The 17,018-nt window shown below is 34.5% G+C and carries 18 protein-coding genes; 10 read left to right on the forward strand and 8 right to left on the reverse strand.

Annotation, left to right across the window (positions count from 1 at the left end):
* Positions 1-25: 25 nt before the first annotated feature.
* Positions 26-1,420, reverse strand: coding sequence for an MFS transporter (locus WR164_RS02050; RefSeq protein WP_286135895.1), 1,395 nt, complete (start codon positions 1,418-1,420; stop codon positions 26-28).
* Positions 1,421-1,507: 87 nt separating this feature from the next.
* Positions 1,508-2,386, reverse strand: a complete 879-nt coding sequence (locus WR164_RS02055) for a sulfite exporter TauE/SafE family protein (RefSeq protein WP_286135897.1) — start codon at positions 2,384-2,386, stop codon at positions 1,508-1,510.
* 176 nt (positions 2,387-2,562) lie between these two features.
* On the opposite strand from WR164_RS02055, the gene pnuC reads away from it, so the two are divergent.
* The 5 genes from pnuC (at position 2,563) to WR164_RS02080 (ending at position 6,769) form a co-directional block, all read left to right on the forward strand.
* Positions 2,563-3,306, forward strand: a complete 744-nt coding sequence (gene pnuC / locus WR164_RS02060; RefSeq protein ID WP_286135898.1) for a nicotinamide riboside transporter PnuC — start codon at positions 2,563-2,565, stop codon at positions 3,304-3,306.
* A 121-nt stretch (positions 3,307-3,427) separates the two neighbouring features.
* Entirely contained in the window at positions 3,428-3,880 is a 453-nt protein-coding gene (locus WR164_RS02065) for a hypothetical protein (protein ID WP_286135899.1), read from the forward strand.
* A 30-nt stretch (positions 3,881-3,910) separates the two neighbouring features.
* A complete protein-coding gene (locus WR164_RS02070; RefSeq protein ID WP_286135900.1) occupies positions 3,911-5,113 on the forward strand; it encodes an MFS transporter in 1,203 nt (400 codons plus the stop codon).
* Positions 5,114-5,119: 6 nt separating this feature from the next.
* On the forward strand, positions 5,120-5,536 hold the full coding sequence (locus tag WR164_RS02075; RefSeq protein ID WP_286135901.1) for a hypothetical protein: 417 nt from the start codon (positions 5,120-5,122) through the stop codon (positions 5,534-5,536).
* A 30-nt stretch (positions 5,537-5,566) separates the two neighbouring features.
* The gene (locus tag WR164_RS02080; RefSeq protein ID WP_286135902.1) at positions 5,567-6,769 is read left to right on the forward strand and encodes an MFS transporter; all 1,203 of its coding nucleotides are present in this window, start codon (positions 5,567-5,569) and stop codon (positions 6,767-6,769) included.
* A 48-nt stretch (positions 6,770-6,817) separates the two neighbouring features.
* On the opposite strand, the gene WR164_RS02085 is transcribed toward WR164_RS02080, so the two are convergent.
* The 5 genes from WR164_RS02085 to WR164_RS02105 form a co-directional block, all read right to left on the reverse strand.
* Positions 6,818-8,149, reverse strand: a complete 1,332-nt coding sequence (locus WR164_RS02085; RefSeq protein WP_286136882.1) for an amino acid permease — start codon at positions 8,147-8,149, stop codon at positions 6,818-6,820.
* 199 nt (positions 8,150-8,348) lie between these two features.
* Complete coding sequence (locus WR164_RS02090) at positions 8,349-8,990, reverse strand: NAD(P)H-binding protein (RefSeq protein WP_286135903.1); 642 nt, start codon at positions 8,988-8,990, stop codon at positions 8,349-8,351.
* 96 nt (positions 8,991-9,086) lie between these two features.
* Positions 9,087-9,839, reverse strand: coding sequence for a hypothetical protein (locus WR164_RS02095; RefSeq protein ID WP_286135904.1), 753 nt, complete (start codon positions 9,837-9,839; stop codon positions 9,087-9,089).
* Positions 9,840-9,888: 49 nt separating this feature from the next.
* Positions 9,889-10,653, reverse strand: a complete 765-nt coding sequence (locus WR164_RS02100; RefSeq protein WP_286135905.1) for an ABC transporter permease — start codon at positions 10,651-10,653, stop codon at positions 9,889-9,891.
* A gap of 1 nt (position 10,654) precedes the next feature.
* Entirely contained in the window at positions 10,655-11,563 is a 909-nt protein-coding gene (locus tag WR164_RS02105) for an ABC transporter ATP-binding protein (protein WP_286135906.1), read from the reverse strand.
* 195 nt (positions 11,564-11,758) lie between these two features.
* On the opposite strand from WR164_RS02105, the gene WR164_RS02110 reads away from it, so the two are divergent.
* The 3 genes from WR164_RS02110 (at position 11,759) to trhA (ending at position 14,763) form a co-directional block, all read left to right on the forward strand.
* Positions 11,759-12,175, forward strand: a complete 417-nt coding sequence (locus WR164_RS02110; RefSeq protein WP_286135907.1) for an aggregation-promoting factor C-terminal-like domain-containing protein — start codon at positions 11,759-11,761, stop codon at positions 12,173-12,175.
* A 175-nt stretch (positions 12,176-12,350) separates the two neighbouring features.
* A complete protein-coding gene (locus tag WR164_RS02115; RefSeq protein ID WP_286135909.1) occupies positions 12,351-14,024 on the forward strand; it encodes a glycoside hydrolase family 13 protein in 1,674 nt (557 codons plus the stop codon).
* A gap of 103 nt (positions 14,025-14,127) precedes the next feature.
* On the forward strand, positions 14,128-14,763 hold the full coding sequence (gene trhA / locus WR164_RS02120) for a PAQR family membrane homeostasis protein TrhA (RefSeq protein ID WP_286135910.1): 636 nt from the start codon (positions 14,128-14,130) through the stop codon (positions 14,761-14,763).
* A gap of 35 nt (positions 14,764-14,798) precedes the next feature.
* Here the strand turns inward: trhA and WR164_RS02125 are convergent, their stop codons facing one another.
* Positions 14,799-15,044 carry a hypothetical protein gene (locus WR164_RS02125; protein WP_286135911.1) on the reverse strand — a complete coding sequence of 82 codons (246 nt, stop codon included), beginning with the start codon at positions 15,042-15,044 and terminating at the stop codon, positions 14,799-14,801.
* 139 nt (positions 15,045-15,183) lie between these two features.
* Here WR164_RS02125 and WR164_RS02130 point away from each other — a divergent pair, with 139 nt between their 5' ends.
* Both WR164_RS02130 and WR164_RS02135 read left to right on the forward strand, forming a co-directional pair.
* Positions 15,184-16,344 (forward strand): glycerate kinase family protein, encoded by a 1,161-nt coding sequence (locus WR164_RS02130; RefSeq protein ID WP_286135912.1) that lies wholly within the window; start codon positions 15,184-15,186, stop codon positions 16,342-16,344.
* Between the two features lie 45 nt (positions 16,345-16,389).
* Positions 16,390-16,992 (forward strand): nitroreductase family protein, encoded by a 603-nt coding sequence (locus WR164_RS02135; protein WP_286135913.1) that lies wholly within the window; start codon positions 16,390-16,392, stop codon positions 16,990-16,992.
* Positions 16,993-17,018 lie beyond the last annotated feature (26 nt).

Below are 17,018 nucleotides of genomic sequence, written 5' to 3' on the forward strand. Positions count from 1 at the left end.
TATCCCTTTTTTAGATTAATACTTATTATTTTTTAGAATGTTTAAAACTAATCGAAATTGAAATTGCAACTAGAATCACTATTAAGAACAAGCATCCAAAATCATACTGAACACCACTTCTTACAATCGATTTATATGGTAATTGTGGATTCATGTTTTGTTTGATGGTAATTATTAACGACATGATGCTGATACCGACAGCACCACCGTAAATTTGAATTGCATTGAAGGCGGCATTCCCATCACTCGTGAATTGTTTTGGCAATCCCTTTAAACCGTTCGTTAAGATGTCTGAAAATGATGAAGCAAAACCAGCACTGTAGATTGCGTATGCAATTGAAATAACGATAAAAGTAAGATTATTAGTAATTAATGTCATCGTTAGGAAGAATAAACTGACCACGATTAAACCACTGTAAATCGGCTTTTTAGCACCATAGTGATCTAAAGCAGCACCAGAAATTGGCATGCAGATCATTCGTAAAATACTACCAGGCAGGACGATTAATCCAGCAATTAGGACGCTTGCACCTAAAGCAATCTGTGAAAAGTTAGGAATTAAGAAACCGCCTAAACTAATATTAGTTAATTGAAGACCAAAGTATGCTAGAAAGCTGAATGTGAAGGCAGGGTATTTAAAAATTTCCGTATTGATTAAAGCCTTTGGATTTTGATATTCAATTTTACCAAAACCAAATAGGGATGCGATTCCAATAACTAATAAAATGATGGTCGTGATTGAAAAATGACCGAGTGAACTAACACCAATTGTTAGTGTAACCAACATAATTGCGGCTAAAATAAAGCCATTCCAATCTAATTTTAAATTCTTTTCAATTTGAGGTTGATTCTTAATGGTAAGTAATCCACTAATCAAAATGATGATTGAGATTGGTAAAATTAACCAATATGCGGCTTGCCAACTAAAATAGTAGCTCATGAAACCACCGTATGTCGGACCTACAGTCGGTGCAACCGAGATAACCGCGCCACCAAATGACATGTAAAAACCAATTTTACTACCCGGAATTTTTTGCGTAATGATATTGAACATCAAGGGGGTTGCGATGCCAACACTAATCCCACCGATGATTCTTCCGAGTAGTAGCATCGGATAGTTAACGGCTAATCCGCAAATAAAAAAACTGATAATTAAAGTAACGGCACCCGCAACAAAAATACTTTTGAATGTAAATCGTTTACTTAAAAATGACGAACACATCATCGTACATGCTGATGCAATCATGTATCCAGTGGTAATCCATTGAATCGTTGATAGTGGAACGTTAAAATCTTTCATCAATTCTGGAAAATTAACGTTCATTGCGGTGGTCATTAAAATTCCCAAAAATGCAATTAATCCAGCACTAAAAATTGAAATTAATGTTTTAACTGAAACATTTGATTGAGATTGATCCATTTTTCCATCACCTCTCTAAAAAATCCAAAATAAAAAAGATAACTTCTTTGAGCTATCTTTTCTATTTTAGTCTTTTTAATTTTATTTTTAAAAGTTTAAGAATGATGGAACGTGACCAGCTAATCCATAATATTGGACAAAGTAGTGCCATGCTAAGATGAGAGCTAAAATTCCTGTAACCACTTCGATTAATCTTGCTGGAATATGTCTAACAATCTTCGGGCCAAAGTATCCACCAATAACAAAACCGATTCCTAATGGAATCACAATATCCCAACGAACATAGCCTTCATAGGTGTACATAACACCGGCAACCACGTTAGCAGAACATAATGCAACGTTTCTGATGGCGTTGTATACTGGAAATGGTTCGGTACTTGTGTGGGCTAGAACAGCTAACATGATAACACCAGCGGCAGCACCAAAGTATCCAGCGTATGCACCTAAAAGAAAGATTCCGATGACGGTTAAGATTGGTTTCCAGATCCGATTCCAGCTGCTTCCTTCATTAGAACGAAGGTTTTGGGCAGCCTGACTGTGAGCAACCTTATGTGGGAATAAAATCATAACTCCAGCTACTAAAATAAAAAGCGGAACAACGGTTTGGAATGCCTTAGCAGGTGCTAAAATTAGTAGTAGGCAACCAAAAATACCACCAACAAAAGTGATACATAGAATTTTACCTAATTCTTTCCAGTGGCCCTTTAATTCTTCTCTGGATGAAAATGCAGAACTAATTCCAGTAAAGATCAATGCCGTTGTGTTAGTAGCATTAGCAATGACAGCTGGGAACCCAGCGATGACGGTTAATGCTGGAAATGATACCAATGAAGCTAATCCGGTAACCGTACTTAAGATTCCAGCTAGAATTCCAGCAATAATCATGATAATAAAAAGCGATAAAATAAAAAATTCCTCCTTGAATAATTCACACCTAAAAATAACAAAATCAGCGCATTCAATCATATAAGAAAGCGCTTTTATTATATTATACTAGATAATGTTAAAAAATGAAAATCAATTTTTTTAAAATCCATCCTTTTTATTCTTTTGACAAAATGGTACAATATCTTGTGTCAGTAAATTAAGATAGTACAACCGGTTGTATAATTTATAAAATGTTTTGAGGGAGATATTAAAATATGGGTAATTATTTAAGATTCTTAATCCAACAACTGAAGGGATGGCCGAAAGCAAATTATTATTTATTTTACTTTAGTCTTGGATGCCAAATTATGACATTGGTTAACCAGCCAATCACAATCTTAAGTATTTTAACATTTTTTGGAACTGAATTGGGTGTTTTATGTGTATTAGCAATCAATGCCGCTAAATCAATTAATGGTTGGTTAGGGATTATATCTGCAATCTGCATTATCATTACTAGTTTTGCGGCTACTAATTACTTAGCAATTGGCGAACAGTTAGCATATGTAATTACTTTAGACGTTCCAGTGCTTTTAAGTGCTAATTGGAACGTTAACATGGTTTCTAAAATTAGAAAATTCACTGGGAAAACATGGGTTTACGCATTATTGTTTACCGCCATTGCTTACTTTGTATCTGGATATGTAATTTCAACCTTTACTAATGATGGCAGACCTTGGGTAGATGCAATTAGTTTTTCAATTTCATTAACTGCTGGAATTATCTGTTTCTTGAGATACAATAATCAGTACTTCTGGTGGCTAGCATCTGGAATTGCTCAAATGGTTCTATGGTTCATTTCATTTAAACAGGGTGCGGCTTCATTAGCTATGTTTGTTAATAGTTCCATTTACATTATTAATGATATCTTAGCCTTCACCGTTTCACCATGGTACAATCAAAAAGAAAGACAACGGGTTGAACAACAAGAAATAAATCGTGTTGGTCAACAACAATAATTTTTAATTTAAATTAATGAAAAAATTCCCGAGTAATTATAAATTACCCGGGAATTTTGTAGAGAAAATAAGAATTAATTGTTAAAATTAATAATAACGAATTAAAAGGAAGATGATTGGATTGGATCCAACGTTGCTTTCCGGGATCATTACCGCAGCGGTAACTTTAATTACAGTCGTATGGGAATTACGTTCATCTGATCGTCGCGAACGTAATTTTTATTATGACCGTTATATCATTGAAGCAATTAATGATGCCTATCAACGCTTAGATCATGTTGAAGAAAATTTTATTGATCGTCATAGCATGGATGAGAATGAAAAGCGCGATAATCAGCGGAATACTAAAAGTGATCTAAATGAAATTATCACCAATCTAAGCGTGATTAGTGATACCGAATTGTATCGACAGATAATTAAATTTGCAAGGGACTTGAATTTAAGCTCTAAGGCGTTAGTTCGGCATCAGATTGAATTAGAAGATTTTCGTAAAAAATGGCAGTACCGTTTTTCGAAAATTAGAGTAGGTATGATTTCATATCGAAATGAAATCTTTACTAAAATGAAACGTTAGTTAAAATAAAGGAAGCGATATTTAGTAATCATGGATAAACATTGGCGCAAAAATTTGTGGGTGCTCTGGTTTGGAACTTTGATTGATGGAATGGCTTTTAGTGAAGTGATTCCATTTTTATCTTTATACGTCAATCAACTAGGACGATATAGTAAGGGTGAACTATCAATCCTAAGTGGGGTTGTCTATGCAGCCTCATTTGTTATTGTTGCTGTGACAGCACCCATTTGGGGTCGTTTTGCCGATCGTCATGGTCGAAAACGAATGGTGTTGCAGACTAGCCTTGGTTCAGCCATTACACTTGGCTTAATGGGATTAGTTACTAACACTTGGCAATTAGTCCTATTAAGGACGATTCAGGGATTTTTTGCAGGTGTCATTCCAAATTCAACGGCATTAGTTGCAGCTGAAACGCCAAAGAAACACGCTGGTTATGCAATGGGAATTATCACGACTGGATATATTGGTGGAACTTTAGTGGGTCCATTATTAGGTGGGTTCCTAGCTAATATTTTTTCAATTCGGATTACATTCTTCATTACATCAGCAATGTTACTTTTCTCATTTGGCTTAACGTTCTTGATGGTGAAAGAAGATTTTCATGCACCAAAAAAGAAACAAAGTTTAAAATCACTATTTAACTTTCATCTTTTAAGGGGATTTACCAACGTTCGATTCATCAGGTGGATGCTAATTTCAACTGTAATCGTCCAAACCGGATTATTTACCATTTATCCAATCATTAGTCTATTCGTTAAAGATTTAATGCATAACCATGGCCCCATTACCGAGGTGGCTGGACTAATTGCGGCATTACCTGGGATGGCAATGTTCTTATCATCATCAACATGGGGTAAAATTAACGACCGCCATGGTGCATACCACACCTTAGTTGCTGGATTTATTTTATCCGCCATCTTTTACTTCCCACAGGGGTTAATTACCAGTATTTTGATTTTAGGAATTTTACGGTTCCTGGTTGGGATTTCAAATGCCGCCATTTATCCGACTATTCAAACGTTGATTGCGAAAGCTTCACCAACCTCAAAGACTGGGATGGCATTTAGTTTAAATCAATCTGCTCAAGCCATTGGCGCGGTTTTAGGTTCACTCATTGGTGGAATTATTTCGAATTTATTTGGATACGGCGGCGTCTTTATTTTTAATACAATTATTTTGTTAATTAATTTATTACTATTAGAATGGAAAGTGCCAGAATTAAAAAAGGAGTAATGATCAATGAGTCGAAGACATAATTCTCATATTATTGAAGTGAGCGATGCTCATATTTCAGAAGATGTGCTCGCTAAACCAGCTTATCAAGTTAGTAAACCAGATTTAAAGAAGTTACTAGCACAAAGTCAATATAAATCAGAAAATCAGGGGATTTATATTGCTAAATATTCATCCCACCATGAAAATGATGATACATACGATGCCATTGGCACCTATGATGATTATTTAGATCAAAGCATGAATGATTATTTAAAGCATTTTGATAATACCCGCGAAGCCGCTAAAAAGCATTTTCATCAGGAAATGACTGTTAGATATTTTATTGATGAATATATCGCATTGTTACACCGCAAATTTGAAAATCATCAGGATCCAGATTCATTAGTAATGATTACAGCATATGAAAAGGAAATTGACTAATTAACCTTTTAATGATGAGAAGATGATAGTGTGAAACAAGGGGTTAATTGGCGTAGAAACCTATGGATCCTATTATTTGGAACGTTTATTACCGGAGTGGCATTTAATGAAATTATTCCATTTATGTCACTTTTTATTATCCAGTTAGGTCATTTTACGCACAATCAGCTTTCAATTTTGAGCGGGATTGTTTATGCCGCTTCTTTTTTTGTCGTTGCTTTTACGGCCCCGTTTTGGGGCGCATTTGCCGATCGGCATGGTCGAAAACGAATGATTTTACAAACGTCATTAGGATCAGCAGTTGTAATTGCTTTAATGGCGTTTGTCACAAATGTTGATCAGTTTATATTCTTGCGTTTCTTGCAGGGCGTTTTTGACGGTGTGATTCCAAATTCAATTGCGCTGGTTGCAACTGAAACACCGAAGAAACACGTTGAATGGGCGCTGAGTGTTCTATCAATTGGGTACGTTGGCGGAATGTTAATTGGACCCATTATTGGTGGCTATTTAGTTGCCATTTTCTCAATCCGTTTAACATTTATTATTACTGGATTATTGTTATTTGCATTTTTTGGATTAAGTGCGTTGGCGGTAAAAGAAAATTTTACGCCACCGAAAAATTCAAAGAAAATGCATTTTTCCATCCATGTTTTCAGACGGTTTCCAAAGCCACGGTTCATAATGTGGATGCTAATTACAACCATCAGTATTCAAATTTGTATTAATTTGATTTTTCCAATTATCACTTTATTTGTTAAACAGTTGATGCATAATCAAGGCCCCATTTCCCAAGTAGCTGGAATTATTTCGGCCTTACCAGGGATTGCAATGGTGATGACATCTACTCCCATGGGCAAGTATGGTGAAAATCATGGAACTGGAAAGGTATTAATGCTCGGTTTTTGGATTGGCATTATTTTTTACTTTCCACAGGGATTTGCAACTGGGGTATGGATGCTCGGTTTATTTAGATTCTTAAATGGAATTTCTAATGCAGCCTTGTTTCCGGCCATCCAAACCTTATTGGCGAAGAATACGCCCCAGCAATCAACCGGGATGGCATTTAGCTTAAATCAATCTGCTCAGGCAATTGGGGCAGTGATTGGCGCAACTTTTGGTGGCTTGATATCTAATTTATTAGGCTACCGAGGTGTCTTTTTCTGTGCTGGCATTATTTTAATAATTAATTTAATTTTATTGAAACTATTCGTTCCTGAATTGAAAAAGGAATAAAAATAGCCATTGGTGATTACATGAAAAATCATCAATGGTTATTTTTTACTAGTTATTTGTTTCTTTTGAATCGTACTTAACAAAGTAAATGACTGTCATTACAACCAAGAAAATAATTCCAATAATTAATGGAATTCTAGTTTCAGAATTGAATAACATGAATACTAAAGCTAAGAATAAAAAGAATAATGTCACGTAATTGGAAATTGGTGATAATGGCATCTTGAATGGGTGGTTCTTAAGTAATTCCGGATGTAATTTACGGAATCTAATTTGTGAAATCAAAATGACAATCCAAGGGACCATTCCAGGTAATACACTTGAACTGTAAACATTGACGAAAATGGCGTTCGCATTTTTATAAAAAATTGGCAAAATTAAATTTAATAATACCCCAATAAAAATACCAACGGACATTAAAATGACGGGATAGTATGGAACCCCGTGTTTATTCAATTTAAGAAATTTTTGTGGTAATTTATGATCCTTTGCTAGTAAGTAGATCATACGACTGGCACTATAAATTCCCGAATTAGAACCTGATAAAGCAGCAGTGATAACAACAAAGTTAATTAAACCAGCCGCAAAAGTAATTCCAATCTTAGCAAATGTTTCAACAAATGGTGATCCGATTTGACCGATTTCGTTCCATGGGTAAATACTTAAAATGACGAAAATTGCACCAATGTAAAAAATAAGAATTCGGCCTAATGTTGACTGAATTGCTTTGACAAGGGTGTGCTTAGGATCCTCAGCTTCACCAGCAGTAACCCCAATTAATTCAATTCCTTGATATGAAGCTAGAACGATGGCAAGTGCGAATGCAAACCCTTTAAACCCACCGGTAAAGAAACCATGGGTCCAAAGGTTACTGATGCCCACTGGATGCATGTGATTACCAAATCCAAAGATAATTACGCCTAAACCTAAAATGATCATAATGATGATGGTAACAACTTTAATAAAGGCAAACCAGTATTCAAGATCACCAAAGGTACTAACTGAAATTAAATTAGCTAAACATAAAAAGACAATTGCAATAAATCCTGGAATCCAACCGGGTAAGTTTGGCCACCAATAATTAAAATAAGTTCCAATTGCAATGACTTCACTCATACCCACAACAATGTATTGAAAAATATTTGCCCAGGCAGTTAGATAACCAAAGACCGGATGCATATAGTGACTAGCAAATTGGGCAAATGAACCGGTAATGGGGTGAACATATAGCATTTCACCTAGTGCTCGCATAACTAGATATAAAAAGAGGCCAGCAAGGGCATAATCAATTAAGACTGACGGTCCCGTCCAACCAATGGTAGATGCAGATCCCTTGAAGAGGCCAACCCCAATGGTTCCACCTAGCGCAATCATCTGCATGTGTCTAGAACTAAGCTTTCTTTCTAATTTCTGTTTCTGAATTATCAAACATCTCTTTTCAAACGATTTTGTATATTGTTTTTATACATATGTTTATGTAAACTATACATTATGCTTATATATTATAGCTGAAAAAGGATAAAGACGCAAAAAAAGCTGGAATTATTTTCCAGCTTTTTTACTTTGGTTAAATTTTAATTTAGTAAAATGATGGTTTGGCGTAGTAAGTATTTGGTTCACCAACGCCTAAACTAGCGTGTTGGTACTTAGGTTCATCATCACAAATAATATTATAAATTAATTTAGCAACCGCTTGTCTTGTTACTTGAGCTGATTTTAGTGGTTGGTCAGGAGTTGTTAATTCGTAATTTTCATCACCATTTTTGTTATATAGCCAGGTTGGTCTTAACATGGTGTAATTTAAATCAGAATTTTGAACAACCTTAGCAGTGCCAGCGTGTTTTTGAATCGAACCATCCAGCATCGCTTGATTCCATTGACCAAACTTGCCGGGAACTTCGTTACAAATTCCCAAAATATTTACACAGATAATTCTTTTAACACTGGATGCATCCATTGCTTTAACAATTGTTTGAGTAGCTGATTTAGAACTCATATTATCAACTAAAACATAATCAACGCCGCTCATGGCTTGTTTTAATGAATTAAAATCATTGAAATCACCGTCAAAAACAGTTTCTCTAGCATTATCACTAACGTTGATTCTTTGCTTCCCATTTCTTGCTAATAAATTCAATTGAACATCACTATGATTTAATAATTGGTCAGTGACCATGCCAGCAATTTGGCCAGCCGCACCTAAAATTAATACCTTTGTCATTTGAATTCACTTCTTTCGTCTTTTCATTCATTATAAAATGAAAAAATGCAAAATAAAAAGAAAGGCCTCAAATAATAAGGCCTTTCCTAATTAATATTAACGGTTAAATTTTCTCACTTTGAAAACGAACCAGTCAATCAAGAATATAATGATTGAATAGGTAATCGTTCCCTTAATCATACCTGGTAGATACGTTCTGGTCATCATATGGGTAACCGGATTGGTGAATACTTCTTGAATCATTAAGAAATTGAATGGGCTAAATCTTAAGAAACGGTAGAAGTAAAGGAGGAACATTAAAATTGCACATACCAAGTAAAAGAGGTACATAATAGCAATACTTCCGGAAATTGAAGACCATTTATTCTTAAATAAATTACTAATTAAAATAATAATTAATGAAGTGTAGAGGCAAAATAGAATGCTACCCACAACGGTTGCCATGATTTTTTCAACCGATGCACTATCAACATGCACCGAACGCATCAATAACTTATGGACAATAAATGTTGATACAAGTGCGGTTAAAAGTAAATAAATGTATAGAAGTGCTAATCCAAAAATCCGTGCAATGAAAACTTGGCTCTTGGAATGGTGCTCTAATGATTTAGTGATTAATGATCGATTCTCATTAGCACCAAACCAAATACTAGCGGCAATAAACATAATCATTGAAATGACATTGCCAGCACCACCCAGCGTTTGGACGAATTGGAGTGGCATTAAAATATGGGTTGCGTCACTAGCAATCCCAATAATAATAACGTATAGAGCTAAAAGCGGGATGATAATTTTAGTTGCCTTATATCCAGACACCGTTTTAAACTCTTGTTTTAATAATGAAAGCAATTTGAAATCTCCTTAGATGTTTTGATAATTAATCACATTATATCATAGATTAGATGTTTTTATGGTTAAAAATTAAAACGGATAGCCATAGAAAAATAATTCCGTAGACAACGGCAGCAATGGATAGTTCTAAGTTACTTAGTTGGGTTAAATTTGAAAAGTTGCCGGCACTAATTTGAAAGTTGATCATCAAAATATTGAATGGATTCCATTTAGCCCAATCCATCACGTTCCACTTAACAAATGCACCATCAGAAATCAATGCAATCAATTTTGAAAGATACATGGTGATGACACCGATGGTAACGGCTAAATTAGGCCCCTTGGCAATCATACTGATTAAAAGAACGGCTGGCAAAAGGATGATTAAGTATAAAATATTACTAAGCATTAAAGTGCCGATGGAATGCCACATAAATGATGTAATTTGAAAATTACCAAAGCCAATTAGGCAGATAATGGTGGTAACAATCCAGCTAACTAAGTTAAAAACAATATAAATGAAAATTAGATTAATTACTTTGCTAAAGAATACTTTAGTTCTTGAGAACTGTCTTGATAACAGTAATTTAATTGTGCCAGTAGAATATTCCTTTGTAATTGTCGATGCGGTGATAATTACCATAATCAAACTAATAATGTTAAATGGGGATTGGGTAAATCCTTCGTTAGCAATTAGGTCGGCACCAGTCAAGCCACTTTTTTTAGCAATTAGGGCACAAATGATCACCCAAACGATGATAAATAAATTCCAACCGATAAAACTTTTACGGTGACTCTCTTTAAAAATCTCTTGTCTTATTAGTGAAAACATTTTATTGCTCCTTTTGATTAGAATTTTTAGTGATTAAATTCAGCAATGATTCTTCAAGGTTTGCATGGGATTCCTGAACACTTAAAATTTTAATTTTGTTCTTAACAAGAATTGTCATGATTTGATTTAAAATATCATCATGATCCTTAATTTGAATCGTTTTATCTTCCATTTTAGCTTGAATATCATTCTTTTGGAGTGTATGGATAGCCATCAGATTGTTTTCAGTTTTAACATTGATGAAAGTTCCTTGTGATGACAAGAAATTATGGGCAGAGGCTTGTTCTTCAATCTGACCATGGTTAATCACAACGTAATAATCAGCAATTCGTTCTAATTCGTCTAGCAGGTGGCTAGAAATTAAAATACTAATTCCACGTTTAGCAAAGTTCAAAAGCAATTGCCGTAAATCACGGGTTGCTTCTGGATCTAATCCATTCATGGGTTCATCAAGAATTAAAAGTTTGGGATGATTTAAAAGGGTCAATGCAATTCCCATCCTTTGTTTCATTCCTAATGAGTATTTTTTAACCTTTTGATCAACAAAATTTTCAATTTGGGTATCATGAATAATTTCATGAATAGTTCGCTTGCTTGTTTTGGAATCCTTAAACAGTTGAAGGTGTTGTCTGCCCGTTAGATTAGGGTAAAAAGCAGGGGTTTCAATCATGCTACCAACATCTTTTAAACCATCACGGTGGTGGTTAGTTAATTGATAGTCATTAATTTTGATTAATCCTGATGAGTAGTTGATTAAACCAACAATTGATTTCATAATGGTTGATTTACCAGCACCATTGGGACCGATGAGTCCAACAATACTTCCCGGTTTAATATTAAAACTAATATTATGTAGGATTTGTTTTCTTCCATAATATTGATTTAAATTTTTAATTTCTAGTATATTCATGGTGGTTATTATAAATCTCCTTAATATATGATTTATTTATATCATAACTAAAACTAAAAAGCGTGGCAAATTTAGTTTTTATTTTGAAATCTTTTTTAACATTTTTGTAACATTCTGATAATCGCCATGTAAGATTTAAGGAGTAATATTAATAATATAATATGGATTGAAATTAATCGGAGGGTAATTATTTTTATGAAATTAAGAAAAGCATTTGTGATGACATTTGGAATTATATTGGCATTGGGGATTGGAATGATTGCTAATAACCATGTTCAAGCAAGTGCAAGCACTAAAAATATTACCATTAAACATTCTAGACATTTCGTTATTAATAAAAAGAATAAACACTTCTTACATAGTCATGATGCTGATGCTTCATTATCTAAGAATGATCGTTCAGCTAAGAAATGGATTGCATGGAACGAATCAAAAGATCACTATCGTGCCCATAATGGGATTTATTACGGTAAGTATCAATTAGGAATCAGTTTACTACATGGTGATTATTCTCCTGATAACCAAGAAGCATGTGCTAATAAATACGTTAAATCACGTTATGGCACTTGGAGTAATGCCAAACGTCATTGGTTAAGATATAATTGGTATTAAATTTTAAATTACAAAAAAGCCCTGGATTTTATGATCCAGGGCTTTTTGATTAAATCTTTGTAATCTGTTTATGGTTGTGCTAACTTAAAATTGATAAGTTGATTTATATGCCAATTGAGGCATTCTAATTGCTTCTTGATAAGCAATTAATTCAATCGTAAACGAGGCGTGTTTAATGAATAAACAATGGTTTAAAGACGTTGTTGTCTATCAAGTTTATCCCATGAGTTTTCAAGATAGTAATAATGATGGTATTGGTGATTTAAATGGAATTAAAGAACGCTTACCATACTTACAAAAATTAGGCGTTGATGTGATTTGGTTAAACCCAATCTATGAATCACCCAATCAAGATAATGGTTACGATATTTCTAATTATGAAAAAATCCAACCTGTTTTTGGAACCATGGATGATTTCAATGATTTATTGGATGCCATTCATAAGCATGGCATGAAACTTTTGATGGATTTAGTTGTCAATCATACTTCCGATCAACACCGTTGGTTTAAAGAAAGCAAAAAATCACGTCATAATAAATATGCTGATTTTTATATTTGGCGTGATCCAGTTGATGGACATGAACCTAATAATTGGGGTTCTAACTTTAGCGGATCGGCATGGACATACGTACCAGAAAGAAAGCAGTATTACCTTCATTCCTTTGCATCTGGTCAACCAGATTTAAACTGGGATAATCCTGAAGTCCGCAAAAATGTTTATCAAATGATGCGTTTTTGGTTAGATAAGGGTGTTGATGGTTTCCGAATGGATGTTATCAATTACATTTCTAAACCCAAGGATCTATCAAGTGCGCCTGCTCCAAACGGTTCTAAATATGCACCCATTGAACCGATTGTAACCAATGGTCCCCATTTGAATGATTATATTCATGAAATGAACCGTGAAGTTTTATCAAAGTATAATGTGATGACGGTTGGTGAAATGCCAAATACTAAGCCAGAAGATGCGGTTAAGTACGCTAATCTTGACGGAAAAGGATTGAACATGATTTTTCAATTTGAACATGTTAAGTTATCGGCTAATTCTAATAAACGTCTTGGTAAGTGGAGTGATAAAAAGATTCGCTTAACTGAATTGAAAAAGGCACTATCACGATGGCAAAATGGATTAGATGGCAGAAGTTGGAATAGTTTATACTGGAACAATCATGATCAACCAAGGGCCGTTTCAAGATTTGCGACCGATGATCCCAAGTACCGGATCCTAGCTGCTAAAATGTTGGGGACAACACTTCACATGATGCAAGGAACACCGTATGTTTATGAAGGTGAAGAACTTGGGATGACTAACAATCATTACCATGATATTCATCAGTATGAAGACGTTGAATCAATCAATGCTTACCATCAATTTAGCGATAAAGAAAAAATTGTTAAACCGAATACAATGCTTAACTATTTAGCAGACCGTTCAAGAGACAATTCTAGAACACCAATGCAATGGAATAATGATCAGAATGCTGGATTTTCTAAAGTCAAACCATGGTATCCAGTCAATCCTAATTATAAGTATATTAATGTGGATGTTGAAAAGGCTAATCCGTATTCAATTCTTCATTATTATCAACGATTGATCAGGATTAGACATCACTTGGATTTAATTCGGTATGGGAACTACGAAGAATTAGATCCGGATGACGACCAAGCATTTTCTTACAAACGTCATTATGGCAAACAGACTTTGCTAGTTATTAGTAACTTTACTGATAAAGTCATTGAACGTGACTATAAACAGGACCGTGCCAATGAATTATTAATCAGTAATTATCCTGATGATAAGGGTCGGACCATTCGTCCGTATGAAACTAAGGTATATCTCTTCATTTAATTTTTAAAATTAAAAGAAAAATAAAGCGGTGGCTAATCATTTAGTCATCGCTTTTTGGGTGTAAAATATTAATCATACATTAATATAATTTAGGAGAATTTTTATGATTTCCAAAAGAACTTATCAAATTTTAGATGAAATTTTTAGTGCCATCACGCATGGACTAGGTGCGTTTGCCGCCATTTTAGGCGCCATTTTTCTAATCGTTCATGGTGTTCATGAAGGTGGCTTTAGTCGAATTATCAGTTATTCAATCTATAGTGTAATTCTAGTGTTGTTTTATTTTGCTTCAACTTTATTTCACAGTCTATATTTCACGCCGGCTGAAAAAGTATTTCAAATTTTTGACCATTCATTTATTTATCTTTTGATTGCCGCAACTTATACCCCATACTGTTTAGTAACCATTAAAGGAACCCTTGGGATTACCATCCTATCGGTTATTTGGATCATGGCAATTTTAGGGGTGATTTATAAATGTCTTTGGATGGGTAAATTCAAGACATTATCAACCATTATTTACGTTGTCATGGGGTGGATGTGTGTATTAGGATTAAAGCCATTGATTGTAGGATTAACTTGGCATGGATTTCTTTTACTATTGATCGGTGGCATTATTTTTACCGTTGGAGCTGTGATTTATAGTTTTAAACAAATTTGGTTCGGTCACGTCATTTGGCACATCTTTGTTCTTGCTGGAACCATTTTAATGTACTTCTCAATCTATTTTTATGTATAAAAAAAGAATCTGTTTTTATTCAGATTCTTTTTAAGTTAATTTAATTTTAAATGATGATTGATTTTGTGGTTTATTTTTAATTTAGCTTGAATTTCTTTTAGAAAAGCATGGTTGAACCACCTGATTGGTAGATAAGTAAGCAAAAATAATAAAATAATCACGGCCAAACTACCTGCTTGACCCGGGATTAACTTAGAAATATACGCAAGTAACGTTGCCCCTAAACTAATCCAAACAATATACAATAGCCCCATTGAAAAATTCTTCATCATACTAATCATGTGGTTCATCTCCTGTAAAATTTAATCTGACTTCATTCTGGCACCCCCAAAATAAAAAGTCAATCTAAATTTGAAAATAATTATTAAATGTTCTATATAACATAATGAAATAATATATCAAGTGTGAAGGGATGATATAGTGAAAATTGTTTTAGCACCGGATTCATTTAAGCAGAGTATGACTTCTAAACAGGCAATTGATGCAATGGTTAGTGGAATTTCATCAATCCTGCCAAAAGCAAATATAATTGGTGTTCCAATGGCGGATGGTGGTGAAGGAACCGTTGATTCTTTAGTTCATGCTACCCATGGTTATTTTGTTTCAACCACGGTTTTGAATCCATTTAAGCAACCGGTGGACGCGCGTTATGGAATTTTGGGTGATTCAAATACCGCCGTGATCGAAATGTCAGCGGCAAGTGGAATTCAATATACCTCTAAACATCACATGGCGCCAATGACTGGGACATCGTATGGAACTGGTCAATTAGTAGTTGATGCCTTGAACCGCCATGTTAAACAAATTATGATCGGATTAGGCGGTAGTGCCACGACTGATGGTGGTGAAGGATTAGCAAGTGCTTTAGGCGTTCGGTTTTATGATTCAAATCATCATTTGATTAAAGCAGAGGGTGGTAAGGGGCTATCTCAAATTGAACAGATTGATTTGAGCCATCTTGATCAGCGTTTGAAAACAACTAAAATACTAATGGCTTCCGATGTTTCGAATCCATTGGTTGGTCCGAAGGGAGCTGCCCATGTTTTTGCACCTCAAAAGGGTGCTAATCATGAAATGGTGATCCAATTAGACCAGAATTTAAAACACTATGGACAGATAATTCAAAAGGATTTAGGCAAAAATATTCTTGATGTTCATGGAGCCGGAGCTGCTGGCGGATTAGGTGCAGGATTGCTGGCGTTTACCAATGCTAAAATACATCATGGAATTCAACTAGTAATCGCAACGACCCATTTAAAAGCAAAATTAAAAAATGCAGATATTGTGATTACCGGGGAAGGTAGTATTGATGACCAAACGCAATACGGAAAGACGCCAATCGGGGTTGCTAAAACAGCTAAAGAAGTCGCACCCAATGCACTGGTAATTGCACTTGGCGGAAGGGTTAAGCTAAGTGATGATCATTTATATCAACTAGGGATCGATGCCATTTTGCCAATTGTTCCAGGTGCCATTAATTTGTCGGATGCAATGAAATCTGGACCACAAAACATTAAACTGGTAGCCAATAATATTGCCAGAATCATAAAGCATAATCATTTACTATTTAATAGTAAGTAAGTATAATAAAATGTGTCGAATTAATTAAAAGAGGGATGATAGAATATGAAGAAAACATTATTAGATTTAGAAAAAAGGCGTCGTACTATTTATGGATTAGGCCGTCATCTTAATGTTGACCAAAACCAATTAGCACAATTTATTTTTGACAGCATTAAATGGACACCATCACCATTTAATAACCAAACTACCAGAGCAGTCGTTTTATTTAACAAACAACACGAAAAATTATGGGATATTGTTGCTGATGTTCTTAAGAATAAAATCGGTGATGAACGATTTGAAAAGGGCACGAAAGCCAAAATTGATTCATTTAGAAATGCTTATGGCAGTGTTCTATTCTTCACTGATACTAGTATCGTTGATGATTTCAAAAAGAAATTCCCATCATTTGCTGGTAACTTCAGAGACTGGTCAGAACAAGCTCAAGGAAATGCTCAGTATGCAGTTTGGACTGGCTTAGCTGAAAATGGAATTGGTGCTAACTTACAACATTATAATCCAATCATTGATGACAAAGTTGCTAAGGCTTTTGATATTCCAAGTAATTGGAATTTACGTGGTCAAATGAACTTTGGTTCCATTGAACAACCAGCTGGTGATAAATCATTTATGGATGATAGTAAACGCTTTAAAGTCCTAAAATAAATTATATTTTAAATCAAAAAGGTTCA

Origin of the sequence: Philodulcilactobacillus myokonensis (genome assembly GCF_027923585.1) — a bacterium.
In the GTDB taxonomy this organism is placed as follows: Bacteria; Bacillota; Bacilli; order Lactobacillales; family Lactobacillaceae; genus Philodulcilactobacillus; species Philodulcilactobacillus myokonensis.